Annotated in this window: 13 protein-coding genes; 7 read left to right on the top strand and 6 right to left on the bottom strand. The window is 56.0% G+C overall.

Annotation, left to right across the window (positions count from 1 at the left end; all coding sequences use genetic code 11):
- Nucleotides 1–37 precede the first annotated feature (37 nt).
- The gene (locus OK409_RS15080) at nucleotides 38–1051 is read right to left on the bottom strand and encodes a zinc-dependent alcohol dehydrogenase family protein (protein ID WP_083070522.1); all 1014 of its coding nucleotides are present in this window, start codon (nucleotides 1049–1051) and stop codon (nucleotides 38–40) included.
- Nucleotides 1052–1219: 168 nt separating this feature from the next.
- Here OK409_RS15080 and OK409_RS15075 point away from each other — a divergent pair, with 168 nt between their 5' ends.
- The gene (locus OK409_RS15075) at nucleotides 1220–2125 is read left to right on the top strand and encodes a LysR family transcriptional regulator (protein ID WP_033781012.1); all 906 of its coding nucleotides are present in this window, start codon (nucleotides 1220–1222) and stop codon (nucleotides 2123–2125) included.
- 314 nt (nucleotides 2126–2439) lie between these two features.
- Here the strand turns inward: OK409_RS15075 and azuC are convergent, their stop codons facing one another.
- The gene (gene azuC / locus OK409_RS22555) at nucleotides 2440–2517 is read right to left on the bottom strand and encodes a stress response protein AzuC (protein WP_111534772.1); all 78 of its coding nucleotides are present in this window, start codon (nucleotides 2515–2517) and stop codon (nucleotides 2440–2442) included.
- 117 nt (nucleotides 2518–2634) lie between these two features.
- Nucleotides 2635–3210, bottom strand: a complete 576-nt coding sequence (gene mntP / locus OK409_RS15070; protein WP_010253515.1) for a manganese efflux pump MntP — start codon at nucleotides 3208–3210, stop codon at nucleotides 2635–2637.
- A 316-nt stretch (nucleotides 3211–3526) separates the two neighbouring features.
- Here mntP and OK409_RS15065 point away from each other — a divergent pair, with 316 nt between their 5' ends.
- Nucleotides 3527–3769, top strand: coding sequence for a DUF1158 domain-containing protein (locus tag OK409_RS15065; RefSeq protein ID WP_010253517.1), 243 nt, complete (start codon nucleotides 3527–3529; stop codon nucleotides 3767–3769).
- Here OK409_RS15065 and OK409_RS15060 read toward each other — a convergent pair.
- Nucleotides 3759–5198 carry a PLP-dependent aminotransferase family protein gene (locus OK409_RS15060; protein WP_264367188.1) on the bottom strand — a complete coding sequence of 480 codons (1440 nt, stop codon included), beginning with the start codon at nucleotides 5196–5198 and terminating at the stop codon, nucleotides 3759–3761. The genes OK409_RS15065 and OK409_RS15060 overlap by 11 nt on opposite strands.
- Before the next feature lie 59 nt (nucleotides 5199–5257).
- On the opposite strand from OK409_RS15060, the gene OK409_RS15055 reads away from it, so the two are divergent.
- The 3 genes from OK409_RS15055 (at nucleotide 5258) to OK409_RS15045 (ending at nucleotide 10352) form a co-directional block, all read left to right on the top strand.
- A complete protein-coding gene (locus OK409_RS15055) occupies nucleotides 5258–5713 on the top strand; it encodes a carboxymuconolactone decarboxylase family protein (protein ID WP_111534764.1) in 456 nt (151 codons plus the stop codon).
- A 511-nt stretch (nucleotides 5714–6224) separates the two neighbouring features.
- A complete protein-coding gene (mqo, locus tag OK409_RS15050) occupies nucleotides 6225–7841 on the top strand; it encodes a malate dehydrogenase (quinone) (protein WP_022623958.1) in 1617 nt (538 codons plus the stop codon).
- 126 nt (nucleotides 7842–7967) lie between these two features.
- The gene (locus OK409_RS15045) at nucleotides 7968–10352 is read left to right on the top strand and encodes a phosphoketolase (RefSeq protein WP_052270740.1); all 2385 of its coding nucleotides are present in this window, start codon (nucleotides 7968–7970) and stop codon (nucleotides 10350–10352) included.
- Here the strand turns inward: OK409_RS15045 and OK409_RS15040 are convergent.
- Entirely contained in the window at nucleotides 10349–10936 is a 588-nt protein-coding gene (locus OK409_RS15040; RefSeq protein WP_031593770.1) for a LysE family translocator, read from the bottom strand. The two genes, OK409_RS15045 and OK409_RS15040, sit on opposite strands and share 4 nt — an antisense overlap.
- Before the next feature lie 134 nt (nucleotides 10937–11070).
- On the opposite strand from OK409_RS15040, the gene OK409_RS15035 reads away from it, so the two are divergent.
- Nucleotides 11071–12558, top strand: a complete 1488-nt coding sequence (locus OK409_RS15035; RefSeq protein ID WP_264367187.1) for a PLP-dependent aminotransferase family protein — start codon at nucleotides 11071–11073, stop codon at nucleotides 12556–12558.
- Here OK409_RS15035 and OK409_RS15030 read toward each other — a convergent pair.
- Nucleotides 12525–13148 carry a glutathione S-transferase family protein gene (locus OK409_RS15030; RefSeq protein ID WP_010253536.1) on the bottom strand — a complete coding sequence of 208 codons (624 nt, stop codon included), beginning with the start codon at nucleotides 13146–13148 and terminating at the stop codon, nucleotides 12525–12527. The two genes, OK409_RS15035 and OK409_RS15030, sit on opposite strands and share 34 nt — an antisense overlap.
- A gap of 107 nt (nucleotides 13149–13255) precedes the next feature.
- Between OK409_RS15030 and OK409_RS15025 the strand changes: the two genes are divergently transcribed.
- Nucleotides 13256–14104: a PhzF family phenazine biosynthesis protein gene (locus tag OK409_RS15025; protein ID WP_010253539.1), complete on the top strand. Its 849-nt coding sequence runs from the start codon at nucleotides 13256–13258 to the stop codon at nucleotides 14102–14104.
- Nucleotides 14105–14107: the final 3 nt, after the last annotated feature.

Raw genomic sequence — 14107 nt, 5'->3', positions numbered from 1 at the left:
GTAAAAACTGCCAGAATTGAGGAATAAAAAGTCGTTATCAGTCGCTAATTCTGATGACGATTTTGCCAAATGCACCACGGGAGAGATGCCGGAAGGCTTCAACCGCCTCATTAAAGCTGTAAACCTGTTCAATGACGGGTTTAATATTATGTTTATTGAGGAACGGATTCATCCGATCAAACGAGGAGCGTGGTGCAACCGCAATGCCCCGGATTTTTGTCTGACGGAAAATTAACGGCATCAAATCAAGTTGTGCTGTCTGGCCGGTCAGAAATCCTACCTGAGCAATCGTACCGGCAACTTTTGTCGCAGCAATTGACTGATTGATGCCATTGCCCCCGGCGACATCTATCGTTACGTCAGCGCCTTTACCATCAGTCATTTCAAGCACTTTTCTTTCCCAGTCAGGGTATTTTTTATAGTTAATCCCTTCATCTGCTCCCAGTGATTTAATGCGCTCAAGGTTTGCATCGTTACTGGAGGTGGCAATGACACGTGCACCATAGGCATGCGCTATCTGAGCAGCGAAGACCGATACGCCACCGGTTCCCTGTACGAGCACGGTCTGACCGGGCTGCAGATTGCCGATATCCATTAGCGAGTACCATGCCGTTAGTGCAGCGATGGGAAGTGTAGAAGCTTCTTCATCGGTCATGCTGTCAGGCGCTTTAACTGCGCTGTCCTCATGAATAATCATGTATTCAGCCAGCCCGCCGGGTAACGGCATTCCAATACACCATGCTGGCTCATCGGCCGCAGGTTCACCCTCTAACCAGCGTGAATAGAGATGCGAGTTAACGCGATCACCCGTGCTAAAACGGGACACACCCTGCCCCGTGGCAACAACGGTACCCGTGGCATCAGAGACAGGAATCAGTGGCTTTGGAACCAGATGAGGCTCATAAAAGCCCTCTACTATTGCCTTATCCCTGAAGTTCAGAGACACCGCGCCAACTTTAACCAGAAGTTCTCCCGGACCGGGTACAGGCGTTTCCACCTCTTCAAGCTTTAAGTTTTCAAGTCCAAAATCTTTCAGTAACCATGCTTTCATTTTGTCATTTCCCATGTGTATGCATCCAATAGAGTGATGATAAAAAAAGCAGGGAGGCATAAAAAGCCACGTAAAAGGACTTCAGTGTTACTGCAGGAGAAACAATCGGAATGAGATATAATCCGCAATACACTATTTCGGCAGGAATATTTTTTGCGGAGTTAAATGATGCGCTCGAACATGCTGGAATTGATGGATATTTTTGTTCACGTCGTTGAATTCCGTAGTTTCACCCGGGCCGCTGACGCCTTACAGCTGCATCGCCCTGCGGTCAGTAAGTCCGTACAACAACTGGAAGACAAGCTTGGCGTTAAGCTATTGCACCGCACAACGCGCAGTCTGAGTGTGACCGTTGAAGGGGAGGAAATTTATCAGCGGGCTAAAACGCTGCTGAGTGATGCCAGCGATATAATGGCTTCTTACTCTTCAAATCAGCGACCTCGTGGCCAGCTGCGCATTGATGTTCCACTGGCGCTGGCGCACAGTATCCTGATCCCACAATTAAGCGAGTTTCAGGCTTTATATCCTGAAATTGAAATAGTCTTAACCGCTTCAGATCGCCTGACCCATTTAATTACAGAAGGTGTGGACTGTGTTATTCGTCTCGGTGAGCTTGCTGATTCGAATTTTATTTCGCGCAGAATGGGCAGCCTGCAGATGGTCACCTGTGCAGCACCCTCTTATCTGGATAAATATGGCACTCCTTTAACGCCTGATGACCTTAAAGATCACAAAGCCATTTATTTTTTTAATGAACACAGTCGGGACATCCAGGAATGGAAATTTGTCATGAATGGCGAAATTGTTTCACGGCATCCGGGAAGCAGCATACGAGTTAACAATTCTGACGTCCTTCTTTCCTGTGGCGTGGCGGGCCTCGGCATGCTTCACGCATTATATACGGCATTAAAGCCCTGCCTCGAAACAGGCCAGCTGAAGGAAGTATTATCGGGTTATGCGACTGTGACGAAACCGGTTTCTATACTCTACCCTGACCGACGCTATCTTCCGCCTAAGGTCCGGGTTTTTATCGAATGGTTTACTGAAATATTCAGGAAGAATCATCAGGGTTAACCGTGAATCTAAGCTTCGGCACAGGCAATCCCGTGCCCCATTAAAAGTGCTTGTTTCCTGTTTAAGGTATGCCGCCATTTTGTCTGGCATCCGGAAATCTCCCGGGCAGATTAGATCGCTACAGCAACGTCCGTTTCTGGCACAAAGTGGCGCATAACGGGAAATCAGAAGGAGAGGAGTAGCAACAAACAGGATGCACCCGAAGTGCAAAAACGCGGGTTTAAATCAGCAGAAGCAAAGGCAGAAAAAGCAGAAAAGGTGATAATCACAGGTCGATCCCTGACCGCGATTATCGAGGGTTTCTTGCGAGGTGCTTAGTACATGGCACCCGGCGGTACGTGTTTGAACGTCTCAACGTAAGCGCGGAACACGTGTTTAAAAATACGTTTCATGGAACACCTGATTCAAATTTAGTTGAACATATACCGAAAAAGTATAGCTCCTGTGCGTTTTAACAGCAAATAAATTTGAACCAGATCACAAAAATGACGGTTTTATGTGCAAAAGCCCTACGCGGTGTAGCCGAGATGCTGCAACAGAATGGTGGAGCCGACGGCAATCAGCACTACTCCACCCAGCACTTCCGCCCATTTTCCCAGGATCGGACCAATAAAGCGCCCGACTAATACGCCAGTCGTCGCCATCACCGTAGTGGCTGCACCAATGGTCAGCGCGGTAGTAATGATGTTCACCTGCAGGAAAGCCAGACCCACACCGACAGCCAGCGCATCCAGGCTGGTCGCTACCGCGGTGGTCGCCAGTACCATAAAGCCATGGCTTTGCGGGGCTTCACAGGGTTCTGCAACAGCAGTCTGACGGAAGCCTTCCATCATCATACGGCCACCCAGAAACGCCAGCAGGATGAAGGCGACCCAGTGATCCCACGCCATGATGTAACGGCTGGCGGCCAGGCCAAGCGCCCAGCCAATCAGCGGCGTCAGCGCTTCAATTGAGCCGAAAATCAGACCGGTACGCAGCGCTTCTTTAAAACCGGGACGATGCAATGTGGCACCTTTGCCCAGAGCAGCAGCAAACGCGTCCATCGACATGCCCAGCGCAAGAATTAAAGTGGCAATAAAGGTCATGATTTATTCACCTGGGGCGAAAAAGCGGCAATTCACGCTGAATTCACCACACAAAGTGTTCAGTTATGAAAAAGTGGGCGCAGTCTACCATGCAAACCCAAAGATAAAAAGACAGTAAAATCAGGGATTTAAGTATAGCAAAGGCTATAACTCTTATCATCCGCTATGACTCGCGCTAAGTCGATGGTAGCAAAGCATTTTCTGACCATTCGTCTGGCCATGCAGCATGCCGGATGCGCACGAAGCAGCGCGCCACCATTGAACCGTGTCGCCGTTTACCGGAAAATGCCGGGCTGATAAATATGGGATACCGGTTATGAATAACCCTTTTGAAACGTTGATCGTGCCTGGTGGCATTTTACTGCTGGGCTTTCTCTCGGCGCTGCTGCTGCCCGCGCCCGCCTTTAGCGTGACGGTAGCGCAGCATCTGTTGCAGATGTTCCATTTGCAGGACCTGAATCAGCTCTATACGGTGGTGTTTTGCGTCTGGTTTTTGCTGCTGGGCGCACTGGAGTTTTTTGTTATCCGTTTTGTCTGGCGTCGCTGGTTCAGAGGCTGACAGCAGGATACGCATCGACCAGCGCTTTTAGCCGTTCGGCACTGCGCGCATAACCTTCACGTGGCAGATGGGCCGCCCCCAGCAACAGGCCCGCACCGCGCTGATCCGCCTGCTGATACCAGATCGACAGCGGCGACGGTGCCATGCCCCACTCCACCGCCTGCTGCGCAATCACCTGATCCGGTGAACCGGCGGGTAAACGGACAATCACCGCCAGCCCGGCGCGTTGCAGGTCAGGAAAGTGAGGATGCAGCGCCGCGATCATCTGCTCCAGCCGCTCATGATAGACGCGCTTCATGCGCCGCAGATGCCGCATAAAGTGGCCATCCCGCAGAAATTCCGCCACCGCGTTGTGCAGCAATCCGGAGGAGGCAGGCGAAAGCAACGCGCAGACCTCACCGAATCGGGCCGTCAGCGCGGGTGGCACCACCATAAAACCGAGACGCAGTTGCGGCGTCAGCGTCTTGCTGAACGTGCCGATGTGCAACACCCGCCCCTGGCTGTCGAGCGCGGCCAGTGCCGGCGCGGCGCGATTGCCGGGCTGAAGCTCGCCGAGATAGTCATCTTCGATAATCCAGCGCTGCGCGCGGCTGGCCCAGTTAAGCAGGGCATGCCGGCGTGCCAGGCTCATCGTCATACCAAGCGGCGCCTGCTGTCCCGGCGTGACCAGCGCAAAAGCGGCATCCGGAGCGCGGGCAATCCCGGCCTCAACCTGCAACCCTTCGGCATCAACCGGCACGGCAACCGGCGTGACGCGCAGCGCTTCAACCGCACGACGCGCCACCCAGAATCCGGGATCTTCCAGCCATGCTGTTTTACCCTGAAAATTCATTGCCAGCCCAATCAGCCCCATTGCGCCAGCATAGCCGCTGGTAATAATAATCTGGTCCGCCTGACAGCGCAGGCCGCGTGCCACCGCCAGGTAGGCCACCAGCGCCTGCCGCAACGCTAAGCTGCCGCGGGGATCGGGATAGCTGGCCGGTCTGCTGACCTGCATGCGCGTCTGACGCTGCAGAATGCGCAGCCAGACTTTGGCCGGGAATGCATCGCTGGCAGGAATGCCCATCTGGAAGGTCAGCGGTGGCGCTTCATACTCCTCTGCACCCTCCAGCAGCTGGCGTTCAGCCTCGGCATTGACCGGTTTTAACGGCGGCAATGGGCTGACGAAAGTACCCGCTGCGCCTCTGGCCTGCAGAAACTGACCATCAACCAGCATGTCATAACTGGCGCGAACGGTGCCACGCGCCACGCCGAGCTGAGCCGCCAGATCGCGGCAGGAAGGCAGACGTGCGCCAGGTTGTAAACGTCCTTCACCAATCGCCTGTTCAATCAACTGGCGCAGTTGTTCACTGAGGCCACGTGACGCGCCGCGCTGCAGTGTCAGCGTGGAAAGCGGCGATGGACCAGTCAGACTCTCATTTTTTGGCACTTTATCTGCTCCATTGAAAGGCTGAAAATCGCCTTATCAACCCTGAATGAGGCAATAAGATGAGCGAACGTATCGATTTTCACAGTGCAGCACCGGCAGGCATGAAAGCGCTGGGCGGCGTATACAGTTATCTGGCACAAACCGATCTGCCGCTCACTTTACTGGAACTGCTGTTCCTGCGCATATCGCAGATTAATGGCTGTGCCTACTGCATTGATTTACATACCAAAGCACTGAATAAGTCGGGCATGGGCTGGGATAAGATCGTGCTGACCTCGGTCTGGCAGGAATCCGGTACGCTGTTCAGTGATAAAGAGAAGGCTGCCCTGTACTGGGCTGAATGCCTGACCCTGATTGCTCAGCAGGGTGCGCCAGACGACCGCTATACCGCACTGAAAGCGCACTTCAGTGAAAAAGAGATTGTCGATCTGAACATCGCGATTGGTCTGATGAACACCTACAACCGCATGGCGATAAGTCTGAAAAAGTTGCCCGCCAGCGCCAATCAGTCATAAGTGAATCCGATGCGTGCGCCGATGTGCACGCATTTTCAGACTCACAAAAATGTAACATTATTTTTACACAAGCAGCCTTTCAGGCGCTCTGCTCCCGATTCCCGTTATTCCTTGCTGCATAATAAATCGCTAAATTTCAGCGGATTAAATAATTCCGCACGGTTCATATCCATCCCGTCGTTGCACCAGCATGGGGCTTTTCAGCAACATGCCATTTCCGTTAACCCACTGACTTCACACTAAAAAAACCCTAATACGCCGCTGGCCCTGATGATTAATTCTTATGCTGAATCATTTCTGCATTTAAAAAATAAACAAATGTTTAATTCAGATGCGAGAATGTTATATTCAGATGACAAAGCATAACGTGCAGTTAACGCGTTATTACCGCTTTAACCCTATACCTGAGACTTAACCTTTGAGAAATAGCGCAACGCGCTCGTAAGAAGCGTGACTATTTCGCCTGCAAAACTGTTGGGCTTCAGGTCAACAGAAGAGGAGATGTCGCCTCATGTGCAATTCAGCTGTAAACCTTGCGCTCGCGATGAGTGCCATGGCAAAGGACACCACTACTACCGCGCAGGAGCGCAAAGACGTTGACGTGCTGCTGATTGGCGCAGGTGTGATGAGCGCCACCCTTGGCGCGTGGCTGCAGGATTTAGAGCCGGACTGGTCCATCGAAATGGTGGAGCGGCTGGATAGCGTGGCCGAAGAGTCGTCCAACGGCTGGAATAACGCGGGCACCGGTCATGCGGCGCTGGCAGAGCTGAACTATACGCCTCAGCAGGCGGATGGCAGCATCGACATCTCTAAAGCGGTGACGATCAACGAATCGTTCCAGATTTCCCGCCAGTTCTGGGCTTATCAGGTCCAGAAAGGCAACCTGCGCAACCCTAAAAGCTTTATTCACAGCACGCCGCACATGAGCTTTGTCTGGGGTGACGACAATGTCGACTTCCTGCGCAAGCGCTTTAAGGCGCTGCAGAAAAGCACCCTGTTCCGTGGCATGGCCTACTCCGAAGATCCGCAGCAGATTGCCCGCTGGATCCCGCTGGTGATGAATGGCCGTGACCGCAGCCAGAAAGTGGCCGCGACCTGGACGGAGATGGGCACCGATGTGAACTTCGGTGAAATCACCCGTCAGCTGATCGCCTCGTTAGAGAAGAGAGCGAATTTCCAGCTGCGTCTGCGCCAGGAAGTGCGTGAGCTGAAGCAGCTCGCCGACGGTCGCTGGCAGGTGACGCTGCAGTGTCTGAACAGCGGCACACGTCGCACACTGACGGCGGGTAGAATATTTATCGGTGCTGGCGGCGCAGCGTTACCGCTGTTGCAGAAGGCTGGCATCCCGGAAGCCAACGGTTACGCTGGTTTCCCGGTGGGCGGTTCATTCCTGGTAACGGAAAATCCGCAGGTCGTCGCGCAGCACATGGCCAAGGTCTATGGCAAAGCCAGCGTCGGTGCGCCGCCGATGTCCGTGCCGCACGTCGACACCCGCGTGCTGGATGGCAAGCAGGTGCTGCTGTTTGGCCCGTTCGCCACCTTCTCGACTAAGTTCCTGAAGCAGGGTTCGCTGATGGATATGTTCACCTCACTGAACAGCAGCAATATGCTGCCGATGGTGAAAGTGGGGCTGAAAAGTTTTGATCTGGTGAAATACCTGATGGATCAGGTGCTGCAAAGCGATCGCGACCGGATGGACGCCCTGCGCGCCTATGTGCCGCAGGCGAAGCAGGAGGACTGGCGCTTAGTGACTGCCGGTCAGCGTGTGCAGATCATCAAGAAAGATGAGAAAGAGGGCGCCGTGTTACGCCTGGGCACCGAAGTGGTCGCCTCACAGGATGGCTCGATTTCAGCACTGCTGGGTGCATCGCCTGGCGCCTCTACGGCGGCACCGATCATGCTGGAGCTGCTGCACAAGGTTTGTCCTGAGCAGATGGCTTCGCCGGAATGGCAGAACAAAATCCGTGCGGTGATCCCATCCTGGGGACGTAAGCTGAACGGCGACGTAGCGCTGACAGAGAAAGTGTTAGCCGAAACCAGCCGGATTCTGCAGCTCGACTATTCGCCGGTTACCCCGATGGCGGCAAACGATGAAGGACGGGAAACCGCGTTCGTCGTCGGCAAATAATTCAGCGCCATTGATAAAAAGGCTCCGCACTGCGGGGCCTTTTTTATTGGCCGGTTACCTGGTCGATCCGGGCATTCTCTATTAGGGTTAAGGCATCTTTTAGCTGCACGATCAGGAGGAAACTGCATGTCTTACTCCCCTGCTTCACCGGAATTCACGCTGCTCGACCGCTACTGGCGGGCCGCGAACTACCTCTCCGTCGGACAAATTTACCTGATGGATAACCCGCTGTTGCGTGAGCCACTCAGGCCTGAACACATTAAACCGCGTCTGCTGGGTCACTGGGGCACTACGCCAGGCCTGAATTTTATCTATGCCCACCTCAACCGCGTTATCCGTAAGCAAAACCTGGATATGATCTACATCTGCGGACCAGGACATGGCGGCCCCGGCATGGTGGCGAATACCTGGCTTGAGGGCAGCTACAGCGAGATTTATCCGCACATCACGCAGGATGCGGCGGGCATGCAGCGTCTGTTCAAACAGTTCTCCTTTCCGGGGGGCATTCCCAGTCACGCGGCACCGGAAACGCCTGGCTCGATTAATGAAGGCGGTGAGCTGGGCTATTCACTCTCCCATGCGTTTGGCGCGGCCTTCGATAATCCCGAACTGGTTGTACCCTGCGTGATTGGCGACGGCGAAGCGGAGACCGGTCCACTGGCCTCCAGCTGGCACGGCATTAAATTCCTGAATCCTGAACGTGACGGCGCGGTCCTGCCGATTCTGCATCTCAATGGCTACAAAATCGCCAACCCGACGCTGCTGGGTCGCAGCAGCGATGAAGATTTGCACCAGTTGTTCAGTGGCTACGGCTATGAGCCGCTGTTCGTCTGCGGGCATGAGCCTGAAAAAATGCATCCGCTGATGGCGGAGGCGCTGGATAGTGCCTTCAGTAAAATCGCCGCTTATCAGCGCGAGGCGCGCCAGGGCAAAGCCACCACCGGGGTGCCGCGATGGCCAATGATTATCCTGCGCAGCCCCAAAGGCTGGACCGGCCCCAAAACGGTCGACGGCAAGAAAGTGGAGGATTTCTGGCGGGCGCATCAGGTGCCGGTCGCGGCCTGTCGTGAAGATGAAGGACATCGCCAGATCCTTGAGACGTGGATGCGGAGTTATCAGCCAGACGACCTGTTTGATGAACAGGGTCGCTTAAAGCCGGAACTGCAGGCGCTGGCACCGGAAGGTGATAAACGCATGGGGTCTTCGCCTTATGCCAATGGCGGCCTGTTGCGCCGTGAGCTGGATGCGCCTGAACTCGCGGAGTTTGCCTGCGATGTCAGCGAGCCAGGCGCACAGATGGCGCAGGCCACTGAGCATCTGGGCCGCTACCTCAGCGTGCTGTTCCAGCGCAACCGCGATAATTTCCGCCTGTTTGGCCCGGATGAAACCGCCTCTAACCGCCTGACGCCGGTCTTCGACGTGACCAGCCGTACCTGGCTGGAACGAACAGAGCCTTACGATGAGCAGCTGGCGCGTGATGGCCGGGTGATGGAAATTCTCAGTGAGCATCAGTGTCAGGGCTGGCTTGAGGGCTATCTGCTGACCGGCCGCCACGGGCTGTTTAACTGTTATGAAGCTTTTATTCACATCGTCGATTCGATGTTTAACCAGCACGCCAAGTGGCTGAAAGTCTCGCGTAAACTGAGCTGGCGTAAGCCGATCTCGTCGCTGAACTATCTGCTCTCTTCACACGTCTGGCGACAGGATCACAATGGCTACAGCCATCAGGATCCGGGCTTTATCGATCACGTTGCCAATAAAAAAGCGGACATTGTGCGCATCTATCTGCCGCCCGATGCCAATACGCTGCTGTGGGTTGGCGATCACTGCCTGCGCACCTGGGACCGCATCAATGTGATTGTGGCGGGCAAGCAGCCTGCGCCGCAGTGGCTGGATATGGCGAGTGCGGTGACCCATTGTGAAGCGGGCATGGGCGAGTGGCGCTGGGCGGGCACCACCCCAGAGCATGAGGAGCCGGATGTGGTGATGGCCTGTGCCGGTGATGTGCCGACCATGGAGACGATGGCGGCGGTGGATCTGCTGCGCGGTATGCTGCCCGAACTGCGTATCCGCGTGGTGAACGTGGTCGATCTTCTGGCGCTGCAGCCGCAGGATCAGCATCCGCATGGCAAATCTGATGCGGAATTCGACGCGCTGTTTACCCCGGATAGACCGGTGATCTTCGCCTTCCACGGCTATCCGACGCTGATACATCGCCTGACCTATTCGCGAACTAACCACCGCAACTTCCATGTGCGCGGCTTTAATGAAGAGGGAACCACCACCACGCCATTTGATATGACGGTGCTGAACGAGCTTGACCGCTATCATCTGGCGCAGGAGGCGATTCTTCGCGTGCCTGGCCTGGCCGATGCGCATCCTGAGCTGCTGGACGATCTGCAGGAGCGCATCGCTGAACATCATCGCTATGTGCGTGAACACGGTGAAGATGTGCCGGAGGTGCAGAACTGGAAATGGCCGTCGGCCACTGCACCTGGTGCACCCGATTAAGCGGCCAGCAAGGCGTCGGTCAGCATCCAGATGGTAGTCGCCACCAGCGACAGCGCCATCAGGCTGTTAAATAACTGACGCTTCCAGGCAATCTGCAGATGGCTGCGCAGGCGATCGCCCAGCGCAGCCCAGATCAGAATGCAGGGCAGGTTCAGCAGCATAAAGCCGATCATCACCGTCAGCACGCCGCTGCTGGCGCTGTACAACAGCGCCACATTGGTCGCCATCAGCCAGGCTTTGGGATTGATCGCCTGGAAACAGGCACCGCCCAGCAGCGTCATGGGCTGCGGCTTGCTGCGCACTTCAGGTGCTGCCGCACGGAAAATCTTCCATGACAGCCACAACAGATAGGCACAGCCTGCCAGCGTCAGCGGCAGGCGAATCGCCGCCATCCAGTGCAGTAAGACCTCCAGTGCGACGCCGGCGATCACCGTTTGCAGCGCACAACCTACCAGTATGCCAAACACCATCGGCAGCGTGCGGCGCATGCCGAAATTGACGCCTGAGGTCGCCAGCAACAGATTGTTCGGGCCTGGCGTAATCGACATGACGGTAACGTAACTGAAGAAAGAGGGATCGAGCATGGTGACTCTCCTGAAAACAGACAGAGTTCTATGCTACGGCGGGAAAAGGGATGGTAACAGTGACACAAAATCACTATTGTTATGGTTACAGTTCCCGTTAACAGCAATTGTACCCATCCAATCCGGAGGCTACTGTGTCCCTTGCTCCCACTTCCGATCGGCCTCTCTATCAGCAGCTGGCAGACAGCTTCGCTGAGGCTATCCATCAGGGCACGCTGAAACCCGGCAAACGCCTGCCGGCGATCCGCCGCGTCGCCCAGTCACATCAGGTCAGCGTCAATACGGTACTGAATGCCTGGCAGTTGCTGGAAGATCGCGGGCTGATTGAGGCGCGTCCCCAGTCGGGCTATTACGTGCGCGGCGTGTTGCCCGCCGTGACCCGCCATGGTCAGCATAAAACCCGGGTACGCGACCCCAGCAGCAGCAAGCTCGACCTGATCGATAAGGTATTTGCGGCGCAGAACCATCCCGACTACATCAATATTTCCCTGGCCTGCCCCCAGGATAGCGAGCTGTTTCCTGCGGCGCGTATTGCCCGGATTACCACCTCACTGCTGCGCCGTCATCCGAACATGATTGGGCGCTATGCGCTTCCGCCCGGTAGTGAGCGCTTACGGGAGGAGATTGCGCGACGGGCGCTGCACGCCGGACAGACGCTCACCGCCGATGAGATCACCCTGACCCACGGCTGCATGGAGGCGCTTCAGCTGGCGCTGCGGGCGGTCACGCAGCCCGGCGACTGCGTCGGACTGGAGTCGCCGACCTACTTTTTCCTCTTCCCGCTGCTGGCTTCACTGGGCCTTAAGGCGCTGGAAATCCCCACCGATCCGCAGCATGGGCTGTCGCTGGATGCGCTGGAGATGCTGCTTCAGGAGCAGCGAATTAAGGCGCTGATTGCGATGCCGAGCGCGCAGAACCCGCTGGGCTGCGGCATGTCGCTGGAGAACAAGAAGCGGCTGGCGAAGTTAGTGAATACTTACCACGTTCCGCTGATAGAAGATGGGCTGTATGACGAGTTACAGTTCGACTGGCCGCTCTCGCCCGCGGTAAAAGCCTTTGATCGCGACGGCTGGGTGATCTACTGCACCAGCTTCACCAAAACCGTGGCGCCCGATTTCCGTATTGGCTGGACCGCCGCTGGCCGTTTTCATGATGCGATTGCCCGACTGAAAGCGGTGTCGTCGATGGCAGAATCCGCCCTGCTCTCTGAAACGCTGGCGGAGTTTCTTGCTTCCGGCGGTTATGACCACCATCTGCGCACGCTGCGCCGTCGCTACGCGGCCAACCTGGATGAGGCGCGGGGGCTGATCGCCCGCTACTTCCCGGAGGGCACCCGCGCGACGCTGCCGCGCGGTGGCTTCGTCTTCTGGGTCGAGTTACCGGGCGGCGTAAATACCACCGAGATGTTTGATCGGCTGCTGCAGGAGCAGATTTGCGTCACGCCCGGCGCGCTCTATTCGCTGAGCAAGCGCTACAACCATGCACTGCGCCTCTCCTGCTGCTATCCGTTTGATGCGCGCTACAGCTGGGCGATCAGACGCGCGGGCGAAATCGCCTGTGAACTGGCGGGAGTATCCTGCGGCGAGGCTCAGGGTGTACCGTTGCGGCCCCAGACGGTATAGCCGTGGCGTTCAGTCAGGCGTTCGTAATAGGTGCGTACCGCCGGATAATCAGGGTGTTCGAGCGGCGTTTCAAACCAGCGGTTCACCGCCAGACCAATCGGAATGTCTGCCAGCGTGAAATTACGTCCGGCAACGTAGCGACCGGTTTTTTCCAGCTGCTGATTGAGAATGCTCATGGTGTGTGCCCAGCCTTTGCTGGCCGCGGCCAGCAGACGTGGATCCTGATGAGCCGGTGAATTTCGCACCAGCGACATAAATGCGTAGCGCCATGAGGTGTTGAGTTCAGTTGACTGCCAGTCCATCCACTGATCGACAGGCGCACGCGTTTGAGGATGATGAGGATAGAGCCACTCGCCGCCATAGGCATTCGCCAGATAGCGCAGGATGGCGTTGGATTCCCACATCACAAAGTCATCATCTTTCAGTACCGGCACCATCGCATTGGGGTTGAGTGCCATGAATTCGGGCAGGTGCGTTGAGCGGAATCCGTCGCCCCACTCTTCGCGCTGATAATCAAGGTCAAGCTCGTCACACAGCCATAATACTTTGCGCACGTTGATTGAGGAGGCGCGTCCCAGGATCGTTAGCATTCACAGTCTCCGGTAAAATCTTTAACTTATTGATAACGCTGTTAGCTGTTATAAGCAATCATCCGGCAGAGAAAAGGCCGCACTGAACCCAATCGCAAGGAGTCACCATGAAGGTCGCGTTTAAGCAAGTCGATGTGTTTACCTCAGCAGCCTTTAATGGCAATCCGCTGGCGGTGATTATGGATGCTCAGGGGTTGAGCGACAGCCAGCTGGCGGCGATTGCCCGCTGGACTAACCTGTCGGAAACCACCTTTGTGCTGCCGCCACAACATGAAGAGGCGGACTACCGGGTGCGTATTTTTACCGTTGAAGGCGAACTGCCGTTTGCCGGTCACCCGACGCTGGGCACCGCACACGCGCTGCTGGAGGCGGGCTGGCCAACCCGTACGCCGGGCGAAATCGTGCAGGAGTGCGGCGTCGGTAACGTGACGGTGAAGATTAATGAGACGGGCGGACTGGCCTTTGCCGCGCCAGCTGCCACTCTGATGCCATGGCAGGATGCGCTGATGGGTAACGCCTTAAACAGCGATGCGTTCGATCTGACGCAAAGCCCGACCGTGGTGGATATGGGTATCCGCTGGCTGCTGGTGCCAATGGTCAGCGCCGAGGCCGTGCTGGCGCTGCAGCCCAATGTCAGCGATTTGCAGCGCCTGATTAAACATGCGGGTGTCTCGGGCGTGATGCCTTTTGGCCGTTTGCCCTCGGGCGAGCATGAACAGTATGAAGTGCGTGGCCTGCTGGTGGAAAATGGCAGCCTGACCGAAGATCCGGTGACCGGCAGCGCCAACGCCTGTCTGGCGCGTTATTTTGCAGCCGCAGGCCATACCACCTCCTATCGCGTGCGTCAGGGTACTGCTCTGCAGCGTGCCGGTCGGGTGAACGTAACCTTTAATGGTGAGACCATCTGGATTGGCGGTAATACCGTTACCGTCATTGATGGCACCATTACGCTGTAAAAG

This window comes from Pantoea sp. RG18, from assembly GCF_025910075.1.
GTDB classification, from domain to species: domain Bacteria; phylum Pseudomonadota; class Gammaproteobacteria; order Enterobacterales; family Enterobacteriaceae; genus Pantoea; species Pantoea agglomerans.
Note: the sequence above shows the minus strand (reverse complement) of the source record. Positions and strands in the feature narration are given on the sequence as shown.

Excerpts from the sequence above, each read along its gene's own strand:
- mntP (WP_010253515.1), bottom strand. The coding sequence starts at position 3,210 with ATGACCTTTATTGCCACTTTAATTCTTGCGCTGGGCATGTCGATGGAC.
- OK409_RS15030 (WP_010253536.1), bottom strand. The coding sequence starts at position 13,148 with ATGCTAACGATCCTGGGACGCGCCTCCTCAATCAACGTGCGCAAAGTA.
- OK409_RS15045 (WP_052270740.1), top strand. The coding sequence starts at position 7,968 with ATGTCTTACTCCCCTGCTTCACCGGAATTCACGCTGCTCGACCGCTAC.
- OK409_RS15055 (WP_111534764.1), top strand. The coding sequence starts at position 5,258 with ATGAGCGAACGTATCGATTTTCACAGTGCAGCACCGGCAGGCATGAAA.
- OK409_RS15025 (WP_010253539.1), top strand. The coding sequence starts at position 13,256 with ATGAAGGTCGCGTTTAAGCAAGTCGATGTGTTTACCTCAGCAGCCTTT.
- OK409_RS15065 (WP_010253517.1), top strand. The coding sequence starts at position 3,527 with ATGAATAACCCTTTTGAAACGTTGATCGTGCCTGGTGGCATTTTACTG.
- OK409_RS15075 (WP_033781012.1), top strand. The coding sequence starts at position 1,220 with ATGCGCTCGAACATGCTGGAATTGATGGATATTTTTGTTCACGTCGTT.
- azuC (WP_111534772.1), bottom strand. The coding sequence starts at position 2,517 with ATGAAACGTATTTTTAAACACGTGTTCCGCGCTTACGTTGAGACGTTC.
- OK409_RS15080 (WP_083070522.1), bottom strand. The coding sequence starts at position 1,051 with ATGAAAGCATGGTTACTGAAAGATTTTGGACTTGAAAACTTAAAGCTT.
- OK409_RS15040 (WP_031593770.1), bottom strand. The coding sequence starts at position 10,936 with ATGCTCGATCCCTCTTTCTTCAGTTACGTTACCGTCATGTCGATTACG.
- mqo (WP_022623958.1), top strand. The coding sequence starts at position 6,225 with ATGTGCAATTCAGCTGTAAACCTTGCGCTCGCGATGAGTGCCATGGCA.